At 71.4% G+C, this 24,084-nt stretch carries 23 protein-coding genes and 3 pseudogenes; 19 read left to right on the top strand and 7 right to left on the bottom strand.

Features of this window, described 5'->3' with window-relative positions; genetic code table 11:
• Positions 1-235: 235 nt before the first annotated feature.
• From infC to ABZ079_RS11475, 10 genes are all read left to right on the top strand, one after another.
• On the top strand, positions 236-874 hold the full coding sequence (infC, locus tag ABZ079_RS11430; RefSeq protein ID WP_078637498.1) for a translation initiation factor IF-3: 639 nt from the start codon (positions 236-238) through the stop codon (positions 872-874).
• A gap of 113 nt (positions 875-987) precedes the next feature.
• The gene (gene rpmI, locus ABZ079_RS11435) at positions 988-1,182 is read left to right on the top strand and encodes a 50S ribosomal protein L35 (protein WP_004933563.1); all 195 of its coding nucleotides are present in this window, start codon (positions 988-990) and stop codon (positions 1,180-1,182) included.
• Positions 1,183-1,280: 98 nt separating this feature from the next.
• Positions 1,281-1,664, top strand: coding sequence for a 50S ribosomal protein L20 (gene rplT / locus ABZ079_RS11440; protein ID WP_006141703.1), 384 nt, complete (start codon positions 1,281-1,283; stop codon positions 1,662-1,664).
• Positions 1,665-1,820: 156 nt separating this feature from the next.
• Positions 1,821-2,681 carry an RNA methyltransferase gene (locus ABZ079_RS11445; protein ID WP_356939198.1) on the top strand — a complete coding sequence of 287 codons (861 nt, stop codon included), beginning with the start codon at positions 1,821-1,823 and terminating at the stop codon, positions 2,679-2,681.
• Between the two features lie 61 nt (positions 2,682-2,742).
• Positions 2,743-3,879 carry an ATP-binding protein gene (locus tag ABZ079_RS11450; protein ID WP_356939199.1) on the top strand — a complete coding sequence of 379 codons (1,137 nt, stop codon included), beginning with the start codon at positions 2,743-2,745 and terminating at the stop codon, positions 3,877-3,879.
• 137 nt (positions 3,880-4,016) lie between these two features.
• Positions 4,017-5,138, top strand: a complete 1,122-nt coding sequence (gene pheS / locus ABZ079_RS11455; protein WP_356939200.1) for a phenylalanine--tRNA ligase subunit alpha — start codon at positions 4,017-4,019, stop codon at positions 5,136-5,138.
• Positions 5,138-7,651 (top strand): phenylalanine--tRNA ligase subunit beta, encoded by a 2,514-nt coding sequence (gene pheT / locus ABZ079_RS11460; protein WP_356939201.1) that lies wholly within the window; start codon positions 5,138-5,140, stop codon positions 7,649-7,651. Before pheS ends, pheT begins: the two co-directional genes overlap by 1 nt.
• 172 nt (positions 7,652-7,823) lie before the next feature.
• Complete coding sequence (locus tag ABZ079_RS11465) at positions 7,824-8,921, top strand: PP2C family protein-serine/threonine phosphatase (protein WP_356939202.1); 1,098 nt, start codon at positions 7,824-7,826, stop codon at positions 8,919-8,921.
• 217 nt (positions 8,922-9,138) lie between these two features.
• Positions 9,139-10,479, top strand: a complete 1,341-nt coding sequence (locus tag ABZ079_RS11470; RefSeq protein ID WP_356939203.1) for a transcriptional regulator — start codon at positions 9,139-9,141, stop codon at positions 10,477-10,479.
• Positions 10,480-10,544: 65 nt separating this feature from the next.
• Positions 10,545-11,081: an NUDIX hydrolase gene (locus tag ABZ079_RS11475; RefSeq protein ID WP_356939204.1), complete on the top strand. Its 537-nt coding sequence runs from the start codon at positions 10,545-10,547 to the stop codon at positions 11,079-11,081.
• Here the strand turns inward: ABZ079_RS11475 and ABZ079_RS11480 are convergent.
• Entirely contained in the window at positions 11,078-11,338 is a 261-nt protein-coding gene (locus ABZ079_RS11480; protein WP_356939205.1) for a hypothetical protein, read from the bottom strand. The two genes, ABZ079_RS11475 and ABZ079_RS11480, sit on opposite strands and share 4 nt — an antisense overlap.
• 194 nt (positions 11,339-11,532) lie before the next feature.
• Positions 11,533-12,393 (bottom strand): 3-hydroxybutyryl-CoA dehydrogenase, encoded by an 861-nt coding sequence (locus ABZ079_RS11485; RefSeq protein ID WP_356939206.1) that lies wholly within the window; start codon positions 12,391-12,393, stop codon positions 11,533-11,535.
• Positions 12,394-12,573: 180 nt separating this feature from the next.
• Here ABZ079_RS11485 and ABZ079_RS11490 point away from each other — a divergent pair, with 180 nt between their 5' ends.
• Entirely contained in the window at positions 12,574-13,863 is a 1,290-nt protein-coding gene (locus ABZ079_RS11490) for a family 10 glycosylhydrolase (protein ID WP_356939407.1), read from the top strand.
• Between the two features lies 1 nt (position 13,864).
• Here the strand turns inward: ABZ079_RS11490 and ABZ079_RS11495 are convergent, their stop codons facing one another.
• Both ABZ079_RS11495 and ABZ079_RS11500 read right to left on the bottom strand, forming a co-directional pair.
• Complete coding sequence (locus ABZ079_RS11495) at positions 13,865-14,062, bottom strand: DUF1918 domain-containing protein (protein WP_356939207.1); 198 nt, start codon at positions 14,060-14,062, stop codon at positions 13,865-13,867.
• A 19-nt stretch (positions 14,063-14,081) separates the two neighbouring features.
• Positions 14,082-14,993, bottom strand: coding sequence for a DMT family transporter (locus ABZ079_RS11500; RefSeq protein WP_356939208.1), 912 nt, complete (start codon positions 14,991-14,993; stop codon positions 14,082-14,084).
• On the opposite strand from ABZ079_RS11500, the pseudogene ABZ079_RS11505 reads away from it, so the two are divergent.
• From ABZ079_RS11505 to ABZ079_RS11515, 3 genes and pseudogenes are all read left to right on the top strand, one after another.
• Positions 14,992-16,460: pseudogene (locus tag ABZ079_RS11505) on the top strand (PLP-dependent aminotransferase family protein). The gene ABZ079_RS11500 and the pseudogene ABZ079_RS11505 sit on opposite strands and share 2 nt — an antisense overlap.
• A 198-nt stretch (positions 16,461-16,658) precedes the next feature.
• On the top strand, positions 16,659-16,955 hold the full coding sequence (locus ABZ079_RS11510) for a hypothetical protein (RefSeq protein WP_356939209.1): 297 nt from the start codon (positions 16,659-16,661) through the stop codon (positions 16,953-16,955).
• A gap of 73 nt (positions 16,956-17,028) precedes the next feature.
• Positions 17,029-17,622, top strand: a complete 594-nt coding sequence (locus ABZ079_RS11515) for a histidine phosphatase family protein (RefSeq protein ID WP_356939210.1) — start codon at positions 17,029-17,031, stop codon at positions 17,620-17,622.
• Between the two features lie 418 nt (positions 17,623-18,040).
• Here the strand turns inward: ABZ079_RS11515 and ABZ079_RS11520 are convergent, their stop codons facing one another.
• Both ABZ079_RS11520 and ABZ079_RS11525 read right to left on the bottom strand, forming a co-directional pair.
• The gene (locus ABZ079_RS11520) at positions 18,041-18,550 is read right to left on the bottom strand and encodes a helix-turn-helix domain-containing protein (protein ID WP_356939408.1); all 510 of its coding nucleotides are present in this window, start codon (positions 18,548-18,550) and stop codon (positions 18,041-18,043) included.
• Between the two features lie 69 nt (positions 18,551-18,619).
• Positions 18,620-19,141 (bottom strand): DUF6314 family protein, encoded by a 522-nt coding sequence (locus ABZ079_RS11525; protein ID WP_356939211.1) that lies wholly within the window; start codon positions 19,139-19,141, stop codon positions 18,620-18,622.
• Between the two features lie 88 nt (positions 19,142-19,229).
• On the opposite strand from ABZ079_RS11525, the pseudogene ABZ079_RS11530 reads away from it, so the two are divergent.
• Positions 19,230-19,591: pseudogene (locus ABZ079_RS11530) on the top strand (alpha-N-arabinofuranosidase); the annotation flags it as partial.
• On the opposite strand, the pseudogene ABZ079_RS11535 reads toward ABZ079_RS11530, so the two are convergent.
• A pseudogene (locus ABZ079_RS11535) lies at positions 19,589-19,690 on the bottom strand (carboxymuconolactone decarboxylase family protein); the annotation flags it as partial. The pseudogenes ABZ079_RS11530 and ABZ079_RS11535 overlap by 3 nt on opposite strands.
• 66 nt (positions 19,691-19,756) lie before the next feature.
• Between ABZ079_RS11535 and argC the strand changes: the two are divergent.
• Genes argC through ABZ079_RS11555 form a run of 4 tightly spaced genes read left to right on the top strand, consistent with a single transcriptional unit; the run spans position 19,757 to position 24,079 of the window.
• Positions 19,757-20,785 carry an N-acetyl-gamma-glutamyl-phosphate reductase gene (gene argC / locus ABZ079_RS11540; protein WP_356939212.1) on the top strand — a complete coding sequence of 343 codons (1,029 nt, stop codon included), beginning with the start codon at positions 19,757-19,759 and terminating at the stop codon, positions 20,783-20,785.
• A complete protein-coding gene (gene argJ, locus ABZ079_RS11545; RefSeq protein ID WP_356939213.1) occupies positions 20,782-21,951 on the top strand; it encodes a bifunctional glutamate N-acetyltransferase/amino-acid acetyltransferase ArgJ in 1,170 nt (389 codons plus the stop codon). Before argC ends, argJ begins: the two co-directional genes overlap by 4 nt.
• Entirely contained in the window at positions 21,948-22,874 is a 927-nt protein-coding gene (argB, locus tag ABZ079_RS11550) for an acetylglutamate kinase (RefSeq protein ID WP_356939214.1), read from the top strand. The genes argJ and argB overlap by 4 nt, the downstream gene beginning before the upstream one ends.
• On the top strand, positions 22,871-24,079 hold the full coding sequence (locus tag ABZ079_RS11555; RefSeq protein ID WP_356939215.1) for an acetylornithine transaminase: 1,209 nt from the start codon (positions 22,871-22,873) through the stop codon (positions 24,077-24,079). Before argB ends, ABZ079_RS11555 begins: the two co-directional genes overlap by 4 nt.
• The last annotated feature ends 5 nt before the right edge of the window (positions 24,080-24,084 follow it).

Here is a 24,084-nt window from a genome sequence, read left to right on the forward strand (position 1 = left end):
TGACCGTCCTCCGGGACGGCGGGTCTCCGGTCAGGCGGCCACCATCGTTCCGTACGGACGATGGAGTCGCCCGAAAGTGCGCCCCGCGGTCACCGCGGCGGTGCTCCGGTAGTCATTGGAGCCCGCCTGTGATCGTCCGGGGCGTTTTTTGTGCTTCGGCGCGGTTAGGTCTAACGAACAAAGACGTTACGCGGCTGTCCGCCAGACCGTCGCGTGGTGCTACCGAGGAGGATCCATCAGCGCCGAGCCCCGCATCAACGACCGGATTCGCGTTCCCGAGGTGCGACTTGTCGGTCCCAGTGGCGAGCAGGTCGGCATCGTGCCGCTCGCGAAGGCACTGGAGCTTGCGCAGGAGTACGACCTGGACCTGGTCGAGGTCGCGGCGAACGCCCGTCCGCCCGTCTGCAAGCTCATGGACTACGGGAAGTTCAAGTACGAGTCGGCCATGAAGGCCCGTGAGGCGCGCAAGAACCAGGCGCACACGGTCATCAAGGAGATGAAGCTCCGGCCGAAGATCGACCCGCACGACTATGACACCAAGAAGGGTCACGTCGTCCGGTTCCTCAAGCAGGGCGACAAGGTCAAGATCACGATCATGTTCCGTGGTCGCGAGCAGTCCCGCCCCGAGCTGGGCTACCGACTGCTGCAGCGTCTCGCGGAGGATGTCCAGGACCTCGGTTTCGTCGAGTCGAACCCGAAGCAGGACGGCCGCAACATGATCATGGTTCTCGGTCCGCACAAGAAGAAGACCGAGGCCATGGCCGAGGCCCGTCAGGCGCAGGAGGCCCGCAAGGCCGAAGCGAAGGCGAACCCCGGTAAGTCGCAGAACCCTGCCGAGGCTGAGGCGCCGTCCGAGGAGCCTGCCGAGGCGTGATCCCGGGGGACACCCGTCCCCAAGGATGTAACCGACAGAACGAGCGACGCTCCACCGTGCCCGGTTTTCGTGACCGGGCACCGGAGCGCCACCGACGAGGAGAGAACGGCGCTATGCCGAAGAACAAGTCGCACAGCGGTGCCAGCAAGCGCTTCAAGGTCACCGGCTCCGGCAAGGTGCTCCGTGAGCGCGCCGGCAAGCGCCACCTGCTCGAGCACAAGTCGTCCCGCGTCACGCGTCGCCTCACCGGCAACGCCGAGATGGCCCCGGGCGACGCCGCGAAGATCAAGAAGCTTCTCGGCAAGTGACGCCGCGGCGCCGCCTGAGCGCCGTACGTCTGGACCGGGACCGAATCGTTTCCGGGCCGTGTGAGTACCCCCACGGCCCCGCTACAAGGAGTTAACAAGTGGCACGCGTCAAGCGGGCAGTCAACGCCCACAAGAAGCGCCGGGCGATCCTCGAGCAGGCCTCCGGCTACCGCGGTCAGCGCTCGCGCCTGTACCGCAAGGCCAAGGAGCAGGTCACCCACTCGCTGGTCTACAACTACAACGACCGCAAGAAGCGCAAGGGTGACTTCCGTCAGCTGTGGATCCAGCGCATCAACGCCGCTGCCCGCGCCAACGGCATCACCTACAACCGCTTCATCCAGGGTCTGAAGGCCGCGAACGTCGAGGTCGACCGCAAGATCCTGGCCGAGCTGGCCGTGAACGACGCGAACGCCTTCGCGGCGCTCGTCGAGGTCGCGCAGAAGGCGCTGCCGTCGGACGTCAACGCGCCGAAGGCCGCGTGACGCTGCGCCGGCCCTAGGCCGACGTAACGGTACGGACCCGTGGGCTGCCGCCTGCGGGTCCGTTCGTGTTGTGTGGTGCGGGTGTCTCCGGCACCGTCGAATTCCGCCGTCGTGGTCGCTCGCCGTTGCGACGGGACAAAGTTGAGGTGACTTTCGATGCCCCCCGTCAGCCCCGAGCTGATCTCCCCCCGCTCCGCCCGTGTGAGCGCCGCGCGGCGGCTCGGCAAGCGGAACTTCCGGGGCAAGGACCGGCTGTTCCTCGCGGAGGGACCGCAGGCCGTCAGGGAGGCGGCCGGGCATCGTGTCGACGGCACCCCCACGCTCGTCGAACTGTTCGCCACGGTCGAGGCCGCGGAGCGGTACGCCGACATCATCGGAGCGGCCCGGAGCGCGGGCGCCCGGGTGCACCTCGCCTCCGAGGAGGTCATCGCCGACATCTCCACCACCGTCACCCCGCAGGGCCTGGTCGGGGTCTGCCGGTTCCTGGACACCCCGTTCGAGGGCATCCTCGCCGCGCGCCCCAGGCTCGTCGCCGTCCTCGCCCATGTGCGCGACCCGGGCAACGCCGGCACGGTGCTGCGCTGCGCCGACGCCGCCGGCGCCGAGGCCGTGATCCTCACCGACGCCTCCGTCGACCTGTACAACCCCAAGGCCGTACGGGCCTCCGTCGGCTCGCACTTCCACCTGCCCGTCGCCGTCGGTGTCCCCGTCGAGCGGGCCGTCGAGGGGCTGAAGGACGCCGGGGTGCGCGTCCTCGCCGCCGACGGCGCCGGGGACCGAGACCTCGACGAGGAACTGGACAAGGGCACCATGGGCGGGCCGACCGCCTGGGTGTTCGGGAACGAGGCCTGGGGGCTGCCGGAGGAGACCCGCGCGCTCGCCGACGCCGTCGTGCGCGTCCCCCTCCACGGCAGGGCCGAGAGCCTGAACCTCGCCACGGCCGCCGCCGTATGTCTCTACGCGTCGGCCCGTGCACAGCGCGCCTCCGGAGGGTGCCGTTCCGTCACCGAGAGCTAGTCGAGAGCTAGTAGGGTGACCAGCTCGGGGCCCTGCGCCGTCTGAGAGGTGGGGTACGGGGATGAGTGTGGCCGGCACGAGCACTGCGCCGGAAGGACGGGACGCGCGGCGCACATCCGCGCCCGGGCACCGGGACACGGGGCCGGACATCGATCCCGACCAGCTGCCCGACGGCCTCGTCGTCGCCGACGAGCACGGCCGGGTCGTCCGGTTCAACGCCGCCGCCGCACGGATCACCGCCGTAGCGGCCGCCGACGCCCTCGGCGTGCCCCTGGAGAAGGCGCTGCCCCTGGAAGACCTGGAAGGGCGGCGCTGGTGGCAGCTCACCGACCCCTACGGCGGACTCGCCATCCGCGTCCGGCAGCCCGAGCGCAACCTGCTGCTGCCCGGCGGCCGGGAGGTGCTGGTCTCCGCCCGGTACGTGCGGGACGAGCCCCTCGGGCCCGTGCGGCGCGTGGTCGTCTCCCTGAGGGACACCGAGGCCCGCCGCCGCACCGAGCGCAGCCACGCCGAGCTGATCGCCACCGTCGCCCACGAACTGCGCTCGCCGCTGACCTCCGTGAAGGGCTTCACCGCCACGCTCCTCGCCAAGTGGGAACGCTTCACCGACGACCAGAAGCGGCTGATGCTCGAGACCGTCGACGCCGACGCCGACCGCGTCACCCGCCTCATCGCCGAGCTGCTGGACATCTCGAGGATCGACAGCGGGCGGCTGGAGGTGCGCCGGCAGCCCGTCGACATCGGCGCCGCCGTCTCCCGGCACATCCAGGCCCACGTCGCCGCGGGCCAGCGGGCCGACCGCTTCCTGCTCCGTATCGAACAGCCACTGCCAGCCCTGTGGGCCGACCCCGACAAGATCGACCAGGTGCTCAGCAATCTGCTGGAAAATGCCGTGCGGCACGGCGAGGGAACCGTCACCATTGACGTCACGCCCTCGGCGTCCCCGCGCGAAGGCGAGGAAACCGGCACGTCGGTCACGGTGGGCGACGAGGGGCCCGGCATCCCGGAGGAGTCCATGAACCGCGTCTTCACCCGCTTCTGGCGGGGCAGCAAGCGCGGCGGCACGGGCCTCGGCCTGTACATCGTCAAGGGCATCGTCGAAGCCCACGGCGGCACCATCACGGTCGGCCGCGCCCCCGAGGGCGGCGCCGAGTTCCGATTTACGTTGCCCGTGGGGGCCCCGGCGTATCTCACCTGAGAACGCCCGAGCAGCCCGCGGGCGCATTCGTACACCTCCACCCCGTTAGACTCGGCCTTTGGCACCTTTGTGTCCTGCACACGGCCCAGCGCCGGTCACGGGGACCATCCGCCAGCCAATCGGAAGCACGGGAAGAGATGTCGGCACCGAATAAGTCGTACGACCCTGTCGAGGTCGAGGCGTTGAAACCGGAAGAGATCGAGCGCATGCGGGACGAGGCGCTCGCCGCCTTCGCCGCCGCGGACTCCCTCGACGCGCTCCATGAGGCCAAGGTCGCCCACACCGGCCCCGCCTCCCCGCTGGCCCTCGCCAACCGCGAGATCGGCGCTCTGCCCCCACACGCCAAGGCCGAGGCCGGCAAGCGCGTGGGCCAGGCCCGCGGCGCCGTGAACAAGGCCCTCGCCACCCGCCAGAGCGAGCTGGAGGCCGAGCGGGACGCCCGCGTGCTGGTCGAGGAGAACGTCGACGTCACGCTGCCGTACGACCGCGTCCCGGCCGGCGCACGCCACCCGCTGACCACGCTCTCGGAGCGCATCGAGGACGTCTTCGTGGCCATGGGCTACGAGGTCGCCGAGGGCCCTGAGGTCGAGGCGGAGTGGTTCAACTTCGACGCCCTGAACATCGGCCCGGACCACCCGGCCCGCGGGGAGGCCGACACCTTCTTCGTGCAGGGCCGGGGCGGCGGCACCGAGTCCGGTGTCGTGCTGCGCACCCACACCTCGCCCGTCCAGATCCGTTCACTGCTCGACCGCGAGCTGCCGGTCTACGTGATCTGCCCGGGCCGCGTGTACCGCACCGACGAGCTGGACGCCACGCACACCCCGGTCTTCCACCAGGTCGAGCTCCTCGCCGTGGACGAGGGCCTGACCATGGCCGACCTCAAGGGCACCCTGGACCACATGGTCCAGTCGCTGTTCGGCGAGGGCATGAAGACCCGGTTGCGGCCGAACTTCTTCCCGTTCACCGAGCCGTCCGCCGAGATGGACATGGTGTGCTACGTCTGCCGAGGCGAGTCCGTCGGCAACCCCGACCGGCCCTGCCGCACCTGCTCCAGCGAGGGCTGGATCGAGCTGGGCGGCTGCGGCATGGTCAACCCGCGGGTGCTGGCCGCCTGCGGCGTCGACCCGGAGAAGTACAGCGGCTTCGCCTTCGGGTTCGGCATCGAGCGGATGCTGATGTTCCGCCACAACGTCGATGACATGCGAGACATGGTCGAGGGTGACATCCGGTTCACCCGGCCGTTCGGGATGGAGATCTGATGCGGGTCCCGCTTTCTTGGCTGCGGGAGTACGTCGACCTGCCGGCGACGGAGACCGGGCGCGACGTCCAGGCCAAGCTCATTTCGGCCGGCCTCGAGGTCGAGACCGTCGAGCACCTCGGTGCCGACCTCAAGGGCCCGCTCGTCGTGGGCCAGGTGCTGACCATCGAGGAGCTGGAGGGCTTCAAGAAGCCGATCCGCTTCTGCACCGTCGACGTCGGCCAGGCCAACGGCACCGGCGAGCCCCAGGAGATCGTCTGCGGCGCCCGTAACTTCGCGGTCGGCGACAAGGTCGTCGTGGTCCTCCCGGGCGCCACGCTGCCCGGCGGCTTCTCCATCTCCGCCCGCAAGACCTACGGCAGGACGTCCCACGGCATGATCTGCTCCAGCGACGAGCTGGGCATGGGCGACGACGGCAACCACGGCATCATCGTGCTGCCGCCGGAGACCGAGGTCGGCAAGGACGCCATCGAGCTGCTCGAGCTGGTGGACGAGGTCCTGGACATCGCCGTCACCGCCAACCGCGGCGACTGCCTGTCCATCCGCGGCGTCGCCCGCGAGACCGCCATCGCCTACGGCCTGCCGCTGCGCGACCCGGCCCTGCTCGACGTGCCGGCCCCGAACGCCTACGGCTACCCCGTCCAGGTCACCGACCCCGCGGGCTGTGACCGCTTCACCGCCCGCACGGTCACCGGCCTGAGCCCCGAGGCGCGGTCCCCGATCTGGCTGCAGCGCCGCCTGCAGAAGGTCGGCATGCGCCCGATCTCGCTCGCCGTGGACGTCACGAACTACGTGATGATGGAACTGGGCCAGCCCCTGCACGCCTACGACCGCAAGCTGGTCCAGGGCACCATCGGCGTGCGCCGCGCGGAGGAGGGCGAGAAGCTCGTCACCCTCGACGGCGTCGAGCGCACGCTGCACGCCGAGGACCTGGTCATCACCGACGAGCGCGGTCCGATCGGCCTCGCCGGTGTCATGGGCGGCGCCAACACGGAGATCGCCGACCACGAGGACGTGGAGAACGCCACGGCCGACGTGGTCATCGAGGCGGCCCACTTCAACGCCGTCTCGATCGCCCGCACGGCCCGCCGCCACAAGCTGTCCTCCGAGGCGTCCCGCCGCTTCGAGCGGGGCGTCGACCCGCAGGCCGCAGCGGCTGCCGCGCAGCGCACCGTGGACCTGCTGGTCCTGCTCGCGGGCGGCACGGCCGAGGCCGGCGTCACCGAGATCGTCGCGCCCTCCGCCCCGCACACGATCACCGTCCCGGCGAACCACCCGGACAGGGTCGCGGGCGTCGACTACGGCCGCGAGACCGTCGTCCGCCGCCTGCAGGAGATCGGCTGCGACGTGTACGGGCAGGACGAGCTGATCGTCACCGCCCCGTCCTGGCGGCCCGACCTCGCCGAGGCGAACGACCTGGCGGAGGAGGTCATCCGCCTGGAGGGCTACGAGAACCTGCCCTCCACGCTGCCCAAGCCCCCCTCGGGCCGCGGCCTGACCCACCGCCAGCGGCTGCACCGCCGCGCCGGTCGCGTGCTGGCGGGCGCCGGCTACGTCGAGGCGCCGAACTACCCGTTCCTCGGGGAGCAGGTCTTCGACCAGCTCGGACTCGACTCCGACGACCCGGCCCGCCGGGTCGTGAAGCTGGCCAACCCGCTCAACGACGAGGAGCCCGCTCTCCGTACGACGCTGCTGCCGGGCCTGCTGGGTGCGCTGCGGCGCAACGACGGCCGGGGCTCGCACGATCTGGCGCTGTTCGAGACCGGCCTGGTCTTCCTGCCGCGCGAGGAGCAGCGTGCCGCCGTGCACCTGCCCGTCCACCGGCGTCCCACCGACGAGGAGATCGCCGAGCTGAACGCCGCGCTGCCCGAGCAGCCGCGGCACGTCGCCGTCGTCCTCGCGGGCGCTCGCGAACAGGCCGGCTGGTGGGGCAAGGGCCGTCCGGCCGACTGGGCCGACGCGGTCGAGGCGGGGCGCGCCGTCGCGCGGGAAGCCGGTGCCGACCTGATCGTCCGCAAGGGCCAGTACGGTCCGTGGCACCCGGGCCGCTGCGCCCAGCTCGTGGTCGTCGCCGACGGCACCGAGAAGGTCGTGGGCCATGCGGGAGAACTGCACCCGCGTGTCCTCAAGGCGCTGGGTCTGCCCGAGCGCACCTGCGCGATGGAGCTGAACCTGGACGCCCTGGAGGCGGTGGGCGACGGTGCCCCGCAGGCGCCGCGGATCTCCACGTTCCCCGTTGCCACGCAGGATGTCGCCCTCGTGGTCGACAAGCCGGTTCCCGCGACCGAGGTCGAGGCGGCGCTGCGTGAGGGTGCGGGCGAGCTGCTCGAGTCCATTCGGCTGTTCGATGTGTATGAGAACGCCGAGCAGTTGGGTGAGGGCCGGAAGTCGCTGGCGTACGCGCTCCGCTTCCGTGCGGGTGATCGGACGCTGACCGTGGATGAGGCGTCGGCTGCTCGGGACGCGGCTGTCGCCCTGGCGGGCGAGCGGACCGGGGCTGTGCTCAGGGGCTGATCACCGTCGGGGTTGTGACTGCATAAATGCAGGTTGGCTGGGGTGGCCTCACTCGTTCGGGTGGGAATCGGAGCGGATAGTGCCCTCGCGGGCCATGCCTGTCGACAGAATCGGACCGGCCTTTCGGGGTCGGTCCGTCTGCTCTGTCAGGCCCACATGGGGGACCATCGGCATGATCCGCATCAAGGCACGGGCGCCCACCCCACGGGGAGCCGTACTGCCCACGCTCTGGGGCGCCGTGGCGGTCGGCTACAAGCTCGGCTGCCCGCTCGCCCAGCAGGACGGGATGGGCGCCCGCATTGTCACCAGCGCCGTCTTCTTCGCCGTCGGCACGGGCCTCATATGCCACGTCCGTCGCAGCCTGCTGCACGAGCTGCGGCTCGCCCGCCGGGCGGCCCGTGCCGCGCAGAGCGTCGTCCTGCGCCCGCCGCCCCCACGCCTCGACGGGCTGAACGTCGCCGCCGCCCAGCTCTCCGCGGACCGGGGCGCGAGCGTCGGTGGCGACCTGTACGAGGCGATCGCCACCGAGCACGGGGTACGGGTGGTGATGGGCGACGTGCGAGGGCATGGCCTGTCCGCGCTGGGTACCGTCGCCGCCGTCCTGGGCAGCTTCCGCGAGGCCGCCCACGACGAGCCGGAACTGGGCCGGGTCCTCGGCAGACTGGAACGCGCCCTGGCCCGGCACCTGCGCGAACGGGCCCGCGCCGAGCACCCGGCGCACGCCGGTCAGGGTGCCGGCCACCCGGTCGCGGAGGAGTTCGTCACCCTCCTGCTCCTGGAGATCGGCACGGACGGCGAGCTCCACGCGCTCAACTGCGGTCATCCGTGGCCGTACCTGCTGAGCGGTACGACCGTCGAACCGCTGACACGTGCCGATCCGCTCCCGCCGCTGGGCTCCTTCCCGTTGCCGGTGGAACTGGAGATCCACCCCTGTGGCCGGCTGCTCCCCGGCGAGTCCCTGGTCCTCTTCACGGACGGCGCCGAGGACGCCCGGGACCCCCGGGGCCGGTTCTTCCCGCTGCCGGAAGCGCTGCGCAAGGCGGTGCGTGATCACCCGGCCTCCCCCCAGACGGTCCTGCGCACGGTCTTCACGGCCCTCCTGCACCACACGGCCGGCAGACCCACCGACGATGTGGCGGTACTGGTCCTGCGGAACGATCGGGGAGGGCCCAGACTGTCGTGCCTGGGGGCGCGTGAGGGGGACGTCAGCGGCTCCCGCGCGCGGGCGCGACCAGCACCCACGGACCCACGGCCGACCACGCGCCCCTGACCGCCCCCTGGGGGCCCCGGCCGACCCGCCGGCCAGGCCGCCGCTGTTTCGAGGGGGAGCCGGCGGCCTGGCCGACCTCTTGCGAGGAGCCTCAGTCAACCGAGTCGACACGCTCCGCAACAGCGCGCGCACGCCGCGGATGCACGCGTTCCGTTCACACCCCGTGTGAACGCGGACGCACTACGCTGACCGCACCAGGCCACTCGGGGGGCATCCCATGCAGCCCAACACTCTGCTCGACGCCATCCTGGACGAGGCGGGGATCTCGCACGCGGGTCTCGCCGCCCATGTGAACCAGGCGGGCCGGAGACGGGGCCTCGCGCTCCGGTACGAACACACCGCCGTGGCGCGGTGGTTGAAGGGCCAGCGGCCCCGCGGCCAGGTGCCCGACCTGATCTGCGAGGTGCTGGCCGGGCGCCTGCACCGGCCGGTGACCCTGGACGACATCGGCCTCGGGGTGCCCGGTGAACCGAGTACACCGCACACCGGTTCACTCAGCGGTTTCGTGGAGCGGGCCACCGCACTCTGGCGGTCCGACGAACAGCAACGGCCGCATGTGCTCGGGGCTCCGGCCGTCACGGGCACCCCCGCCGTCATGCCGGTGTGGGAGTGGGAGAACCCGCCCGAGGACGTCGATGTCTCCCGCGGCGGCCGGCACCGGGTCACCGCCGCCGACATCGAGATGCTGCGCGCCGCCCGTGCGCACTACGAACAGATGTACCGCAAGGCCGGTGGCATCGCGACCCGGACGCGGATCGTCGGCTTCCTCAACACCGAGGCCGCCCCGCTGCTGCGCGGCAGCTACACCGACGGCACCGGCCGCCAACTACACAGGGCGACCGGTGGGTTGGTGGCGATCGCGGGGATCTGCGCATATGACTCCGACGCCCACGGACTCGCCCAGCGCTACTTCCATCAGGCACTCAGGCTGGCAAAGGCCAGCGGGGACCGGGGACTTGGGGCGTATGTGATAGCCCTGCTGGTCAACCAGTCGCTGTTCATGCGGGAGTACCGGCAGGCCGTCGCCTTCGCCGAGGCCGCGCTGCGCGCCGCCGGCAGGCACATCACCCCGGCGCTCGCCTCCGACCTGTACGCCATGCAGGCCAAGGCGTACGCCCACCTCGGCGACTCGGGCAGCGCGCTGTCCTGTATCCGGCGCGCCGAGACGGCCGCCGACCGCATCAGGCGCGGATACGAGCCCGACGAGACGGGCTACGTCCAGCCCGGGCTGGTCAACGTCCAGGTGGCCGAGGCGCTGCTCAGCCTCGGGGAGCTGGCCGCCGCCCGGGAGCACGCGGCCGCCGCCGTGGGCAATCCGGCGCACGACCGGGGGCGGGTGCACCGGCTCGCCATGCTCAGCACCATCGAACTGCGCCAGGGCAACGCCGACAAGGCGGTGACCACGGCGGTGCAGATGGCCGAGCAGGCTCGCGGAATGGAGTCCCGGCGGCTGCGCGACAGGCTGCGCGCGGTACGCGAGCACCTGGTGCGCTGCGGCTCGGCCGGAACCGCTGAAGCCGCCGAACTCATCGACGGCGCTCTCCGCGTGCCGCTGTAGGTCCACTGTAGGTACACAGTCCCTGCTGCGATATTGCCACTTACTCGACGGAAGGTGGCAGAACCGTGCAGTGGACGAAACAGAACGAACAGACTGTGTATGAAAACCGCTGGTTCAGCGTCAATCTCGCAGATGTCGAGCTGCCGGACGGTCGGCACCTCGACCACTTCCTGATCCGACTGCGGCCCGTGGCCGTGGCCACGGTCGTCAACGAGGCCAACGAGGTCCTCCTGTTGTGGCGCCACCGCTTCATCACCGACAGCTGGGGGTGGGAACTGGCCGCGGGCGTCGTCGAGGACGGCGAGGACATCGCGAGCGCGGCCGCCAGGGAACTGGAGGAGGAGACCGGCTGGCGGCCGGGTCCCCTGCACCACCTCATGAGCGTGGAGCCGTCCAACGGCCTCACCGACGCCCGGCACCACATCTACTGGTCCGACCGGGGCGAGTACACCGGACACCCCGTGGACGACTTCGAGTCGGACCGCCGGGAGTGGGTGCCCCTCAAGCTGGTCCCCGATCTGATCGCCCGTGGGGAGGTCCCCGCCGCCAACATGGCGGCCGCGTTACTCCTGCTGCACCACCTCAGGCTCGCGGAAGGCTAATGAGCCGCCAGCACCTGCCAGATCGTCACGACGAGCGCGCCCAGCGCTGTCAGCGCGGCGAGCGAGGGCAGCGGCCAGCGGGCGTGTTCGAGCGAGATCATGCGGGTGTTCAGCTCGTCCAGTTCCTTCGCGGTCTCCTCGGTACGGTGACTGAGCAGGGCCAGCCCTCCCTCGACACGGGCGTAGGCCACATCAAGGCGGCGCCGTAACTCTGCGAGTTCTCCATGGACCACGGGAAGCTCCGGGTCGGCGGTCACGGGTCCGCTCCTTTCGGTAGTCGGCATGGATGGTTCCGCATCCCTTGCATGCGCATGAAGAGTCAACTCGCCTGGTGGGTGCGTGGGGAGCGTGTGCGACGGGCATATGCGAGCCCGGCGCGCACACGGTGTGTGAAACGAACGGGCCCGGCACTCCCATGGGTGCCGGGCCCGCAGAGCGTCGCTCTTCGTAATCAGCCGTAGGTGTAGAAACCCGAACCGGTCTTCCGGCCGAGCCGGCCGGCCTCGACCATGCGCTGGAGCAGCGGGGGAGCGGCGTACAGCGGCTCCTTGTACTCGGCATACATGGAATTGGCGATCGAGACGATGGTGTCCAGGCCGATCAGGTCGGCCAGCTTCAGCGGGCCCATCGGGTGGGCGCAGCCCATCTCCATGCCGTTGTCGATGTCCTCGCGGCTCGCGATGCCCGACTCGAACATCCGGATCGCGGACAGCAGGTAGGGCACCAGCAGGGCGTTGACGACGAACCCGGAGCGGTCCTGGGCGCGGATGGCGTGCTTGCCGAGCACCTTCTCGGTGAACACCTGGGCGCGGCTGAGGGTTCCCTCGGAGGTGGTCAGCGCCGGGATCAGCTCGACCAGCGCCTGCACGGGGGCGGGGTTGAAGAAGTGGATGCCGACGACGTGGTCGGGACGCGAGGTGGCGACCGCCAGCTTCACCAGCGGGATCGAGGAGGTGTTGGAGGCCAGGATCGCGTCCGGCCGGGTCATCACCTGGTCGAGCACCTGGAAGATCTCGGTCTTCACCTGCTCGTTCTCCACCACGGCCTCGATCACGAGGTCACGGTCGGCGAACTCGCCGAGGTCGGTGGTGAAGCTGAGACGCGCCTGCGTGGCGTCCCGCTCCTCATCGGTGATCTTGCCGCGCTCGGCGGCCTTGGCCAGGGAGCCGAACAGCCGGGTACGGCCGATCTCCAGGGCCTCGCCGGTGGTCTCGGCGACCTTCACGTCCAGCCCCGCGCGGGCGCACACCTCGGCGATGCCCGCGCCCATCTGGCCGCAGCCCACGACTCCGACGCGCTCGATGTCGGTCACATCGTTCCCTTCGCTGGATTCTCCGGCTCGCTGGCAGACCTCCGGGTTCGGCGCCTGCTCCGATCGTGCACGTTACCGCCAAGTATCGATGATCGATCGCCCGGGTCGGGGCATCCTTGGGCGCGGAACGATCCGTGATGGAGCGGATCCGGAGCGTATGGGGGTGTGCGGATGACGCGCATGACGCGGATGTCACGGCGGGCCTTCACCCTGGCCGCGCTGTCGACGCTGGCCCCACCGGCCTTCGACGCGGTGGCGCACGGCGGGGCGGCGGCGCATCGCCGGCTCGCGCCGAGCGGGGTGGCCGCGCACGGCGCGGCAACCGGGCCTGCGACGCGTGCGACCGCCGAGATGCGGGGTGTGTGGATCGCGACCGTCCTCAACCGGGACTGGCCCTCGCGGCCCGGACTCACGGCGACCGCACAGCGCAAGGAGCTGACCGCCCACCTCGACAAGGCGGTCCGCGACCGGCTGAACACGGTGATCCTCCAGGTCCGGCCCACCGCGGACGCCCTGTGGCCGTCACCGTACGAGCCCTGGTCCCAGTACCTCACCGGCACCCAGGGCGGGAACCCCGGCTGGGACCCGCTCGGCACCGCCGTGCGGGAGGCCCATGCACGGGGCCTGGAACTCCACGCCTGGTTCAACCCGTACCGGATCGCCACCCACACCGACCCGACCCGGCTGGCCGCCTCCCACCCCGCCCGCAAGCACCCCGACTGGGTGGTGCCCTACGGCGGGCGGCTCTACTACAACCCGGGCCTGCCCGAGGTCCGCGCCTTCGTCCAGCAGGCGATGCTCGACGCGGTCGCGCGGTACCCGGTGGACGCCGTCCACTTCGACGACTACTTCTACCCGTACCCGGTCGCCGGACAGACCTTCGACGACGACGACGCCTACGACCGGTACGGCGACGCGTTCACCAGCCGCGCCGCCTGGCGGCGGGACAACGTCGACCGGCTGGTGCGGGAGATGGCGGCGGGCGTCAAGCGGGTCCGGCCCGGCACCCGGTTCGGGATCAGCCCCTTCGGGGTGTGGCGCAACGCCTCGGCGGACTCCCGCGGCTCCGACACGCGGGCGGGCATCCAGACGTACGACGACCTGCACGCGGACACCCGCAGATGGGTCAGGAACCACTGGATCGACTACATCGTCCCGCAGTTGTACTGGCACATCGGCTTCGCCGCCGCCGACTACGCGACACTGGTGGCCTGGTGGGCGGAGGTCGCCCGGGGCACCAGGACCCACCTCTACCTCGGCGAGGCCCTGTACAAGGCGGGCGCCGCCGCGCAGCCCTCGGCCTGGCAGGACCCGGTCGAGCTGTCCCGCCACCTCACCCTCGCCGCCCGGTACCCGCAGGTGCGCGGGCATGTGTTCTTCGCCGCCAAGGAATTGGCGGCGGACCCGATCGGGGCGATGGCACGCGTGGTCGCCGATCACTACGGGCGATCGGCGAATCCACCGCGTTGATCTACTGCTGTTGCTCGTCCTGGTGCTTGACCTGACAGTCGGGGCCCGGGGACATGATCGCCTCGTGGCCGTCCGGGAAGCGGACCCGGTAGGGCGGGTTGCCCTCCTGCCCCATCACTTCGACGACTTCCGTGACCTGGTCGTGTTGGCCGACCACCCTGCCGTGCTGGACAAGACGGTCACCCTTGGATGCGCGCATCTACAGGCCCTCCTCATGATCACGACCGTTGGGTGACGGCGATGCACACGAGCACGGCGACAGCGGTCAGGGGAGCGGCCGCCGTGAAGTGCTCACCCAGCAGCAGCGCCGACCACACCAGTGTGAGCAGCGGCTGAGCCAACTGCAACTGGCTGGCGCGGGGGACGCCGATGGCGGCCATCCCCCGGTACCAGACCACCAGACCGAGGAACTGCGAGCCCAGCGCCACCCACAGCAGACCGGCGATACCGTGCCCGGTGAGCTGCACGGGCTCGTACGCCAGCGCCACCGCGGCGGCCGGCACGCTGAGCGGCAGGCACAGCACCAGCGCCCAGCCGATGACCTGCCAGCCCGGCACGACCCGGGCCAGCCGGCCGCCCTCGGTGTACCCGGCCGCGCACACCAGCAGGGCCGCGAACAGATAGCCGTCGGCGGCCGTGAGCGCACCGCCGCTCTGGCCGGCCGTGAAGGCGAGCACGGCCGTGGCGCCCGCCACGGCCGCCAGCCAGAACCGGCGGGAGGGCCGGTTGCCGGTGCGCAGGGCGGAGAACACGGCGGTGGTCAGCGGCAGCAGCCCCACCACCACGGCGGCGTGCGCGGTGGTGGAGGTCTGCAGGGCGAGCGTGGTCAGCAACGGGAAGCCCAGCACCACGCCGAGGGCGACGACGGCCAGCCCCGGCAGATGGCGGCGCTCGGGCAGCCGTACCCGCAGGACCAGCAGGCAGGTGCCGGCGACGAGCGCGGCCAGAACGCTGCGCACGGCCACCAGGGACCAGGGGCCGAAGCCCTCCAGACCCCAGGCGGTGGCCGGGAAGGTAAGGGAGAAGGAGGCGACGCCGAGGGCGGCCAGCCCGGTGCCGAGGGACCGGTGCTCCCCGGTGTCGGTGACCGCTATCGGGGTCGCGATAGTAGCGCTACTCTCTGTTCTCATGCACGAGCGTAGCAGCGTCAGCGAACTGGCAGAACAGCTCCGGCGGGAAATCGACCGCTACTCGCCAGGTGGAAAGCTGCCGTCGAGTCGGGCGCTGGTGGAGCGGTTCCGGGTGAGCCCCGTGACCGTCTCGCGGGCCCTCGCCCAGTTGTCCGCCGAAGGGCTGGTGGTCACCCGGCCCGGCGCCGGTGCCTTCCGGGCCCGGCCCCGCGCGACGGAGTCCCCGGCCGGGGACACCTCCTGGCAGGAGGTCGCGCTGAGCGCCGACGGCACCGCCGACCTCGTACCGCGCACCGTGGACGCCTCCGGTGTCACGGTGTCGCTGGCCGCCCCGCCGCCCGGAGTGCTGGAGTTCAACGGCGGCTATCTGCATCCCTCCCTGCAACCGGAGCGGGCCATGGCGGCGGCCCTCGCCCGGGCCGGGCGGCGGCCGGGCGCCTGGGGGAGGGGAGACCTCCGCTGGAGGGGCTGCCGGAGCTGCGGGAGTGGTTCGCGCGCGGGATCGGCGGAGCCGTCACCGCGGCCGAGGTCCTGGTCGCGGCGGGCGGCCAGGCCGCGCTGGCCACCGCCCTGCGCGCGCTCGCCCCGCCCGGCGCCCCGGTCCTCGTCGAGTCGCCGACCTACCCGGGCATGCTGGCCCTCGCCCGCGCGGCCGGCCTGCGCCCGGTACCGGTGCCCGTGGACCCCGACGGGGTGCGCCCCGACCTGCTCGCCGACGCCTTCCGCGCCAGCGGCGCCCGGGTGTTCGTCTGCCAGCCGCTGTTCCAGAACCCGACCGGCGCCGTGCTGGCCCCGGGGCGGCGGGCCGAGGTGCTGCGCATCGCACGCGAGGCCGGCGCGTTCGTCATCGAGGACGACTTCGTCCGGCGCCTGGTGCACGCCGACGCCGGCCCGCTGCCCCGCCCGCTGGCCGCCGACGACCCCGACGGCGTGGTCGTCCACGTCGGTTCGCTCACCAAGGCGACCTCGCCCAGCTTCCGGGTGAGCGCCCTGGCCGCGCACGGCCCGGTGCTGGAACGCCTGCGCGCCATCCAGGTCGTGGACAGCTTCTTCGTTCCCCGGCCGCTGCAGGAGGCCGCCCTGGAACTCGTCGGCTCACCGGCCTGGCCCCGCCATCTGCGGGTGCTGGCGGCCGAGTTGAAGTCCCGTCGCGACGCCATGACGAGCGCGCTCGCCCGGTATCTGCCCGAACTGGCCCTGCCGCACGTCCCGTCCGGCGGCTACCACCTCTGGCTGCGCCTCCCCGACGGTGCCGGAAGCGCCTCCCGGGCTTTCAGCTCCGAGGGAGAGGCCGTGCTGGCCGCCGCCGCCCTCCGCGCGGGCGTCGCCCTCACCCCCGGCCGCCCCTACTTCTGCGCCGAACCCCCGGCCGGCCACCTCAGGCTGAGCTTCGCGGCGGTCGCCGGGACGGGGGAGATCACGGAGGGGGTACGACGGCTGCGGGCGGTCTGTGACGAGGTGCTGTAGCCGGGGCGGCGCCTCGGGACATCCGGTCGCCCCGGTGACGCCTGCCGTCGATCATCACGCGATGAGGGGTGCACCCTCCCCGACGGCTACGAGTTCTCCGCCGCCCCCGCCCGTGTCGGCGTCGGCCGCGTCCATGGCTGGTCGTCGGCCGGCACCAGCTGGGCGAAGGGCCGCCCGCGCGAGAATCACGAACGTGCCATGGCGTCCTCTGCCGGCTTCGGGCTGTACGAGCCGGCCTCGGGCGAGCAGGCGGCCTGCGCGCGCGTGGTCACCGACCGGCCGCTGTTCGCCTGGCTCGCCCATGGGTACGTCGGCAGTTCGGTGCGGTGCAAGGGTGTCGGCCCGGCCTTCGTCGGCCGCGTCCGCGAGCATCTGGAGCCGTACGGCCCGCGCCGCATCCTCCTCGCCACGCAGGACGCGCACGCTCGCTGCGAGAGGCCGGGCTTCCGTCCGCCGGACCGCCCTGAGCAGCGGCGGGCGCACCCCCTGGAGTAAGCATCCGCATACCGCCGATAACTCAGAGGTAACAGCTCTTGACCTGTGTACCTCAGCGGCTCACCATCACCGCATGCCACTGAGGGTGACGTTCGTCGCCGCCGCGCGCAGTTCCCCGCTGCTCGCGGAGCGCTTCGAGGACGACCGGCCGCTGGACCAGGCCGGCTGGGACGAGGTGCAGCGCGCCGCCGGGGAGCTGCTGCCGCTGGCGGCGGCGGAGCTGCGCTACTGCTCGCCGACCCCGCGCAGCAGGGCCACCGGCGACGCCCTGGGGTACGCCCCGCTGGTGCAGCTGGCCCTCCGGGACTGCGACATGGGCCGCTGGCGCGGGATGACGCTCGGCGAGGCGATGGCCCGCGAGCCGGAGGCGGTGGACGCCTGGCTCGCCGACCCGCGCGCCAGCCCGCACGGCGGCGAGTCCCTGCTGGCCTTCATCTCCCGGGTCGGCGGCTGGCTCGACACCCGGCCGGTGGACGACGCCGGCCGGATCGTGGCCGTCGCCGAGCCGTCCGTGATCCGCGCGGCCCTGGTGTACGCCCTGAAGGCACCGCCCGCGAGCTACTGGAACATCGACGTCCGCCCCCTGTCCACGACCAGTGTGACCGGCCGGTCGGGCCGCTGGAACCTCCGTCTCGACGGGGTCTGCGCTCAGCCCTCGCCCGCCTAGTGGCTCGGCTCGGATGGTCGGCCGAGTATTGATCCGCTGTCGGACGGTGTCGGACGACGTCCGGCTGTCTCTCGGTGCTGATCACGAAGGTGCTGGCGGAGGCTGGGTGGAGTGTTCCTCCGGCCGGGCGCCTCGAGGTGGTGGGGTCCGTCTCGGCGGATCAGCGGACCACAGATGATCAGTACGTGCGGTCGATGATCACTACCGGGATCTCGCGGCTGGCCGCCTCCTGGTAGTCCTGGGCGTTGGGTCCACTGCCGGATGGGTGAGTCGGGGGCGAAGTTCGTCTTCGGTTCCGCGCGGGTGTTGCGCCATCGGACGTAGGCGGCAATGGCGGCGTTCTGCTCGTCGTGGCCGCGGTGGTCGGTGCCGTTGAGCGCGAAGTAACGCAGGGCCGCGAACCCGGCCTCGATCCAGTTCAGCCAGGAGCCTGCCGCACGCCGCCATAGCGGTTGTAGGTGGCCCGCAGCCTGCGCGGACGCCTCACTGGCCCCCGCGCCTTGCCCTTGCGGGGCATCAGGTTCAGCGGTCCGAACTCGTCGACGCATATCACCCGTCCGTCGGCGGGCAGGGTGTCGTACAGCGCCAGGACGCGGTGCGTCTTGGCGATGAACTCCGGGTCGGCGGACGCCTTCCACGTCGTGGTGGTCTTCCATGAGACCTTGTCGGCGCGCAGGATCCGGCGCAGGGTCTCCCGGCTGATGGCCGCGGTCACCTTCTGCTTGATCAGGTGGTCGGCGGGCTTGCTCAGGCTCCAGGTGGAGAAGGCGGTGATCTTCCAGTCGGCGGGGGACGTCCGGGTGATCAGGCAGATGTGCTCACGCACCTGGTCACTGATCGCCTTGGGGCGTCCCCCGCTCCATTTCGGGTCCAGCGCGTCGAACCCCCGCTCGTTCAGGGCGTGGATGACATCGCGGACGTAGATCAGGTCTTGGAGACAGTCTGCTGGCCGACGAGCAGCGGATCGATCACCCGGCCAAGGCTGCGTGACAAGCCACTAGCCGGCGGTCTCGCGCACATAGTCGGTGGTGAGGACGAGATCCTTCGCCGGGCCGCCGACCCGCCACACCGAACACCAGTGGTCGGCGTCCCGGACGGTGAACTCGCCCCGGTAGAGGTCGGCCGCGCAGGGGTGGCCGGCGACGTACCGCCCCGACGTCAGGTCCAGCTCGTGGAAGAGCCGCCCGTCCGCGAACCGTACGTCCGCCGTGCCCGGTGCCCGCCCCGGCAGGAACCGCAGGATCCGGGTCGCGGGCCGCGCCACGCCCTGCCAGGTGAAGCTGCCGGACTCCTCGTGCAGCAGCCCGCCGCCCTCCAGCGGACTGAAGACGGTGACCCCTTCGAAGTGCCCCTCTTCTCCGCTCGCCAGATCCCGCGCGCTCCGCCGCACCCGCCAGCGCCCGGCCAGATGGGCCAGTACGTCGGCCACGGGCCAGAACTCGCCGGGACGGGTCCCTCCCGCGTCCGTCCGGGAGGTCGGCGGGGCTGACGGGACCAGGTACGGCGGCGGCGCATCCATGAGGCCGAGCTTAAGGGCGGCGGTGTTCGCCCATTGACGTGCTCATACCCCTTCCCTCTCGTGCGTTCGAAGTGCTGACCAATATTTGATGAGCGCCCTGCTGCTCGCCACGGCCGCCCTCCCTCACCCCGCCCACGCCCAGGAGGTCACCGACTACTCGATCACCGTCGACCCGTCGACCAAGGGGCCGCGGATCGACAAGACGATGTACGGGTGTTCTTCGAGGACATCAACCGGGCCGCCGACGGCGGCCTGTACGCCGAACTCGTCCAGAACCGGTCCTTCGAGTACTCCACCGACGACAACAGGTCGTACACCCCGCTGACCGCCTGGACGGTCTCCGGCACCGCGCGGGTCGTGAACGACTCCGGCCGGCTGAACGACCGCAACCGCGACTACCTGTCCCTGGGCGCCGGTTCGGCGGTCACCAACTCCGGCTACGACACCGGCCGCGTTCACGTGGACGTCCGGCTGGGCCTCGCAGCCGCCGAGCGCGGTGAGTATGCCCAGGGCGACCGGCTGGCGGTCGCGCGGGGCGAGACCGGGCCGACCGCAGAACCGATTGCATAAACGTGCAGCGATACGTATAGTCATGCCATCCAGAGGAGGGTGGACATGGCGGTACGTGCGGCGGTGGCCGGAGCGAGCGGGTACGCGGGCGGAGAGGTCCTGCGGCTGCTCCTCGCACACCCCGAGGTCGAGATAGGTGCCCTGACCGGCAACTCCAACGCCGGGCAGCGGCTCGGCGCGCTCCAGCCGCATCTGCTGCCGCTGGCCGACCGCGTGCTGGCCGGGACCACGGCCGAGGCCCTCGCCGGGCACGACGTCGTCTTCCTGGCGCTGCCGCACGGGCAGTCCGCCGCCGTCGCCGAACAGCTCGGACCGGACGTCCTCGTGGTCGACATGGGCGCCGACTTCCGGCTGAAGGACCCGGCCGACTGGGAGACGTTCTACGGCTCCCCGCACGCCGGCACCTGGCCCTACGGCCTCCCCGAACTTCCGGGTGCCCGCGCCGCGCTGGAGGGGTCCAAGCGCATCGCGGTGCCCGGTTGCTACCCTTCCGCCGTCTCCCTCGCCCTGTTCCCGGCCTACGCGGCCCACCTCGCCGCGCCCGAGGCGGTGATCGTCGCCGCGTCCGGTACCTCCGGTGCGGGCAAGGCGCCCAAGCCGCACCTGCTGGGCAGCGAGGTCATGGGCTCCATGTCGCCGTACGGCGTCGGCGGCGGCCACCGGCACACCCCCGAGATGATCCAGAACCTCAGCGGGGTGGCGGGGGAGCGGATCTCGGTCTCCTTCACGCCGACCCTCGCGCCGATGCCCCGCGGCATCCTCGCCACGTGCAGCGCCAAGGCCGTCGGCGGGGTGACCGCCGAGTCCCTGCGCGCCGCGTACGAGAAGGCCTACGCCGACGAGCCCTTCGTCCATCTGCTCCCCGAGGGCCAGTGGCCCGCGACGGCATCCGTCCACGGTTCCAACGCCGTTCAGGTGCAGGTCGCGTACGACGCGGCGGTGGGCCGCGTCATCGCGATCAGCGCCATCGACAACCTGACCAAGGGCACCGCCGGCGGTGCCGTCCAGAGCATGAACATCGCCCTGGGTCTCGAGGAGACCACCGGGCTTTCCACGATCGGAGTCGCACCGTGAGCGTCACGGCAGCCAAGGGATTCACGGCGGCGGGCATCGCCGCCGGGATCAAGGAGAACGGCAACCCCGACCTGGCCCTCGTGGTCAACAACGGGCCCCGCCGTGCCGCCGCGGGCGTCTTCACCTCCAACCGTGTGAAGGCCGCGCCGGTGCTCTGGTCCGAGCAGGTCCTCAAGAGCGGCCAGGTCTCGGCCGTCGTCCTGAACTCCGGCGGTGCCAACGCCTGTACGGGCCCCCAGGGCTTCCAGGACACCCACGCCACCGCCGAGAAGGTGGCGGAGGTGCTCGACCGGGGCGCCATCGAGGTGGCCGTCTGCTCCACCGGCCTGATCGGTGTGCCGCTGCCCATGGACAAGCTCCTCAAGGGGGTGGAGACGGCGGCCGCGTCCCTGAGCGAGCACGGTGGCGAGAAGGCCGCCATCGCCATCAAGACCACCGACACCGTCCACAAGACGTCCGTCGTCACCCGGGGCGGGACGGAGTCCGGGGGAGGCTGGACCGTCGGCGGAATGGCCAAGGGCGCCGGCATGCTCGCACCGGGCCTCGCCACCATGCTGGTCGTCCTCACCACCGACGCCGACCTCGGCAACGACGTCCTGGACAAGGCCCTGCGCGCCGCCACCAAGGTCACCTTCGACCGGGTCGACTCCGACGGCTGCATGTCCACCAACGACACCGTGCTCCTGCTCGCCTCCGGCGCCTCCGGGATCACCCCGGAGTACGACGCGTTCGCCGAGGCCGTACGGCAGGTCTGCGACGACCTCGGCCGGCAGCTCATCGGCGACGCCGAGGGCGCCAGCAAGGACATCAGGGTCGAGGTGGTCAACGCGGCGACCGAGGGGGACGCCGTCGAGGTGGGCCGCTCCATCGCCCGCAACAACCTCCTCAAGTGCGCCCTCCACGGCGAGGACCCCAACTGGGGCCGTGTCCTGTCCGCGATCGGCACCACCCGGGCCGTCTTCGAGCCGGACCAGCTCAACGTCGCCATCAACGGCGTCTGGGTCTGCAAGAACGGTTCCGTGGGCGAGGACCGCGAGCTGGTCGACATGCGCTACCGCGAGGTGCACATCGTCGCCGACCTCGCTGCCGGCTCCGAGACCGCCACGATCTGGACCAACGACCTGACCGCCGACTACGTCCACGAGAACAGCGCCTACTCCTCATGAGCGACTCCGGCAAGAGCGGCACGACGCGGAAACACACGGCACTGCCCAAGGCCAAGATCCTCATCGAGGCGCTGCCCTGGCTGACCCGGCACCACGGCAAGATCGTCGTCATCAAGTTCGGCGGCAACGCCATGCTGAACGAGGACCTGAAGGCCGCCTTCGCCCAGGACGTCGTCTTCCTGCGGCACGCCGGTCTCAGGCCGGTCGTGGTGCACGGCGGCGGCCCGCAGATCAGCGCGGCCCTCGACAGGCACGGCATCGTCAGCGAGTTCAAGGCGGGCCTGCGCGTCACCACCGAGGACGCCATGGACGTCGTACGGATGGTGCTCGCCGGGCAGGTGCAGCGCGAGCTGGTCGGCCTGCTCAACCAGCACGGCCCGTTCGCCGTCGGCCTGACCGGTGAGGACGCCCACACCATCACCGCCACCAAGCACCAGCCCGAGATCGACGGCGAACGCGTCGACATCGGGCGCGTCGGCGAGATCACCGCGATCGACACGGGCGCGATCGAGGCCCTGCTCACCGACGGCCGCATCCCGGTCGTCTCCTCCATCGCCCGTAGTCAGGACGACGGACATGTCTACAACGTCAATGCTGATACGGCGGCTGCGGCACTCGCTGCGGCACTGGGCGCCGAAACCCTCATGGTCCTCACCGACGTCGAGGGCCTCTACGAGGACTGGCCGCATTCGGACGAGGTGATCAGCCGCCTCACCGCGTCCCAACTGGAGAAGCTCCTGCCGGAGTTGAGCTCCGGCATGGTGCCGAAGATGGAGGGCTGCCTGCACGCCGTGCGCAACGGCGTGACGACCGCCCGCGTCATCGACGGCCGGGTCCAGCACTCGATCCTGCTGGAGATCTTCACCGACGAGGGCATCGGCACCATGGTCGTGCCCGACGAAGCCGAGGGGGAGCAGTCATGACGGGCAACCAGGAGCTGACCGCGCGGTGGCAGGGCGCGCTCATGGACAACTACGGCACCCCGCGCATGCCCCTCGTGCGCGGTGCGGGCACGAAGGTGTGGGACGCCGAGGGCCGGGAGTACCTCGACTTCGTCGGCGGTATCGCCACCAACGCCCTCGGTCACGCCCACCCGGCGATCGTCGAGGCCGTCAGCCGGCAGATCGGCTCCCTCGGCCACATCTCCAACTTCTTCATGGCCGAGCCCACCGTCGCCCTCGCCGAACGGCTCCTGCAGCTGTTCGGCCGGGAGGGCAGGGTCTTCTTCTGCAATTCCGGCGCCGAGGCCAACGAGGCCGCCTTCAAGATCGGCCGGCTGACCGGGCGCACCCACATGGTCGCCACCCAGGGCGGCTTCCACGGCCGCACCATGGGCGCCCTCGCGCTCACCGGCCAGCCCGCCAAGCGGGACCCGTTCCAGCCGCTGCCCGGCGATGTCACCCACGTGCCCTACGGTGACGCGCAGGCGCTGGCCGCCGCGGTCACCGAGGAGACGGCCCTGGTGATCATCGAGCCCGTCCAGGGGGAGAACGGGGTCGTCGTACCGCCGGCCGGCTACCTCAAGGCGGCCCGCGCGATCACCGCGGCCACCGGCGCCCTGCTGGTCCTCGACGAGGTGCAGACCGGCATCGGCCGCACCGGGAACTGGTTCGAGTACCAGGCCCACGAGGGCGTGCTGCCCGATGTCGTCACCCTCGCCAAGCAGCTCGGCGGCGGACTGCCGCTCGGCGCCACCGTGGCCTTCGGGCGGGCCGCCGAACTGCTCCGGCCCGGCCACCACGGCACGACCTTCGGCGGCAACCCGGTCGCCTGCGCCGCCGGGCTCGCCGTACTGGACACCATCGCCGACGAAGGGCTGCTGGACAACGTCAAGCGGCAGAGCGCCGCGCTGCGCGACGGAATCGAGGCGCTGGACCACCCGCTGATCGATTATGTCCGGGGCGCGGGCCTGCTCCTGGGTATCGTGCTCACCGGGCCGCGCGCACCGCAGGTGCAGCAGGCGGCCCAGGAGGCCGGGTTCCTGGTGAACGCGCCCGCTCCCGACGTCGTACGGCTCATGCCGCCGCTGAACCTCCGCGACGACGAGGTGGGTGCCTTCCTCCGGGCGCTGCCCGGCATCCTCGAGCAGGCGAACCCAGTCGGTGGGGACGGACGATCCGGAGAATGAGACGA

Source organism: Streptomyces sp. NPDC006314, from assembly GCF_040613075.1.
Taxonomy (GTDB): Bacteria; Actinomycetota; Actinomycetes; order Streptomycetales; family Streptomycetaceae; genus Streptomyces.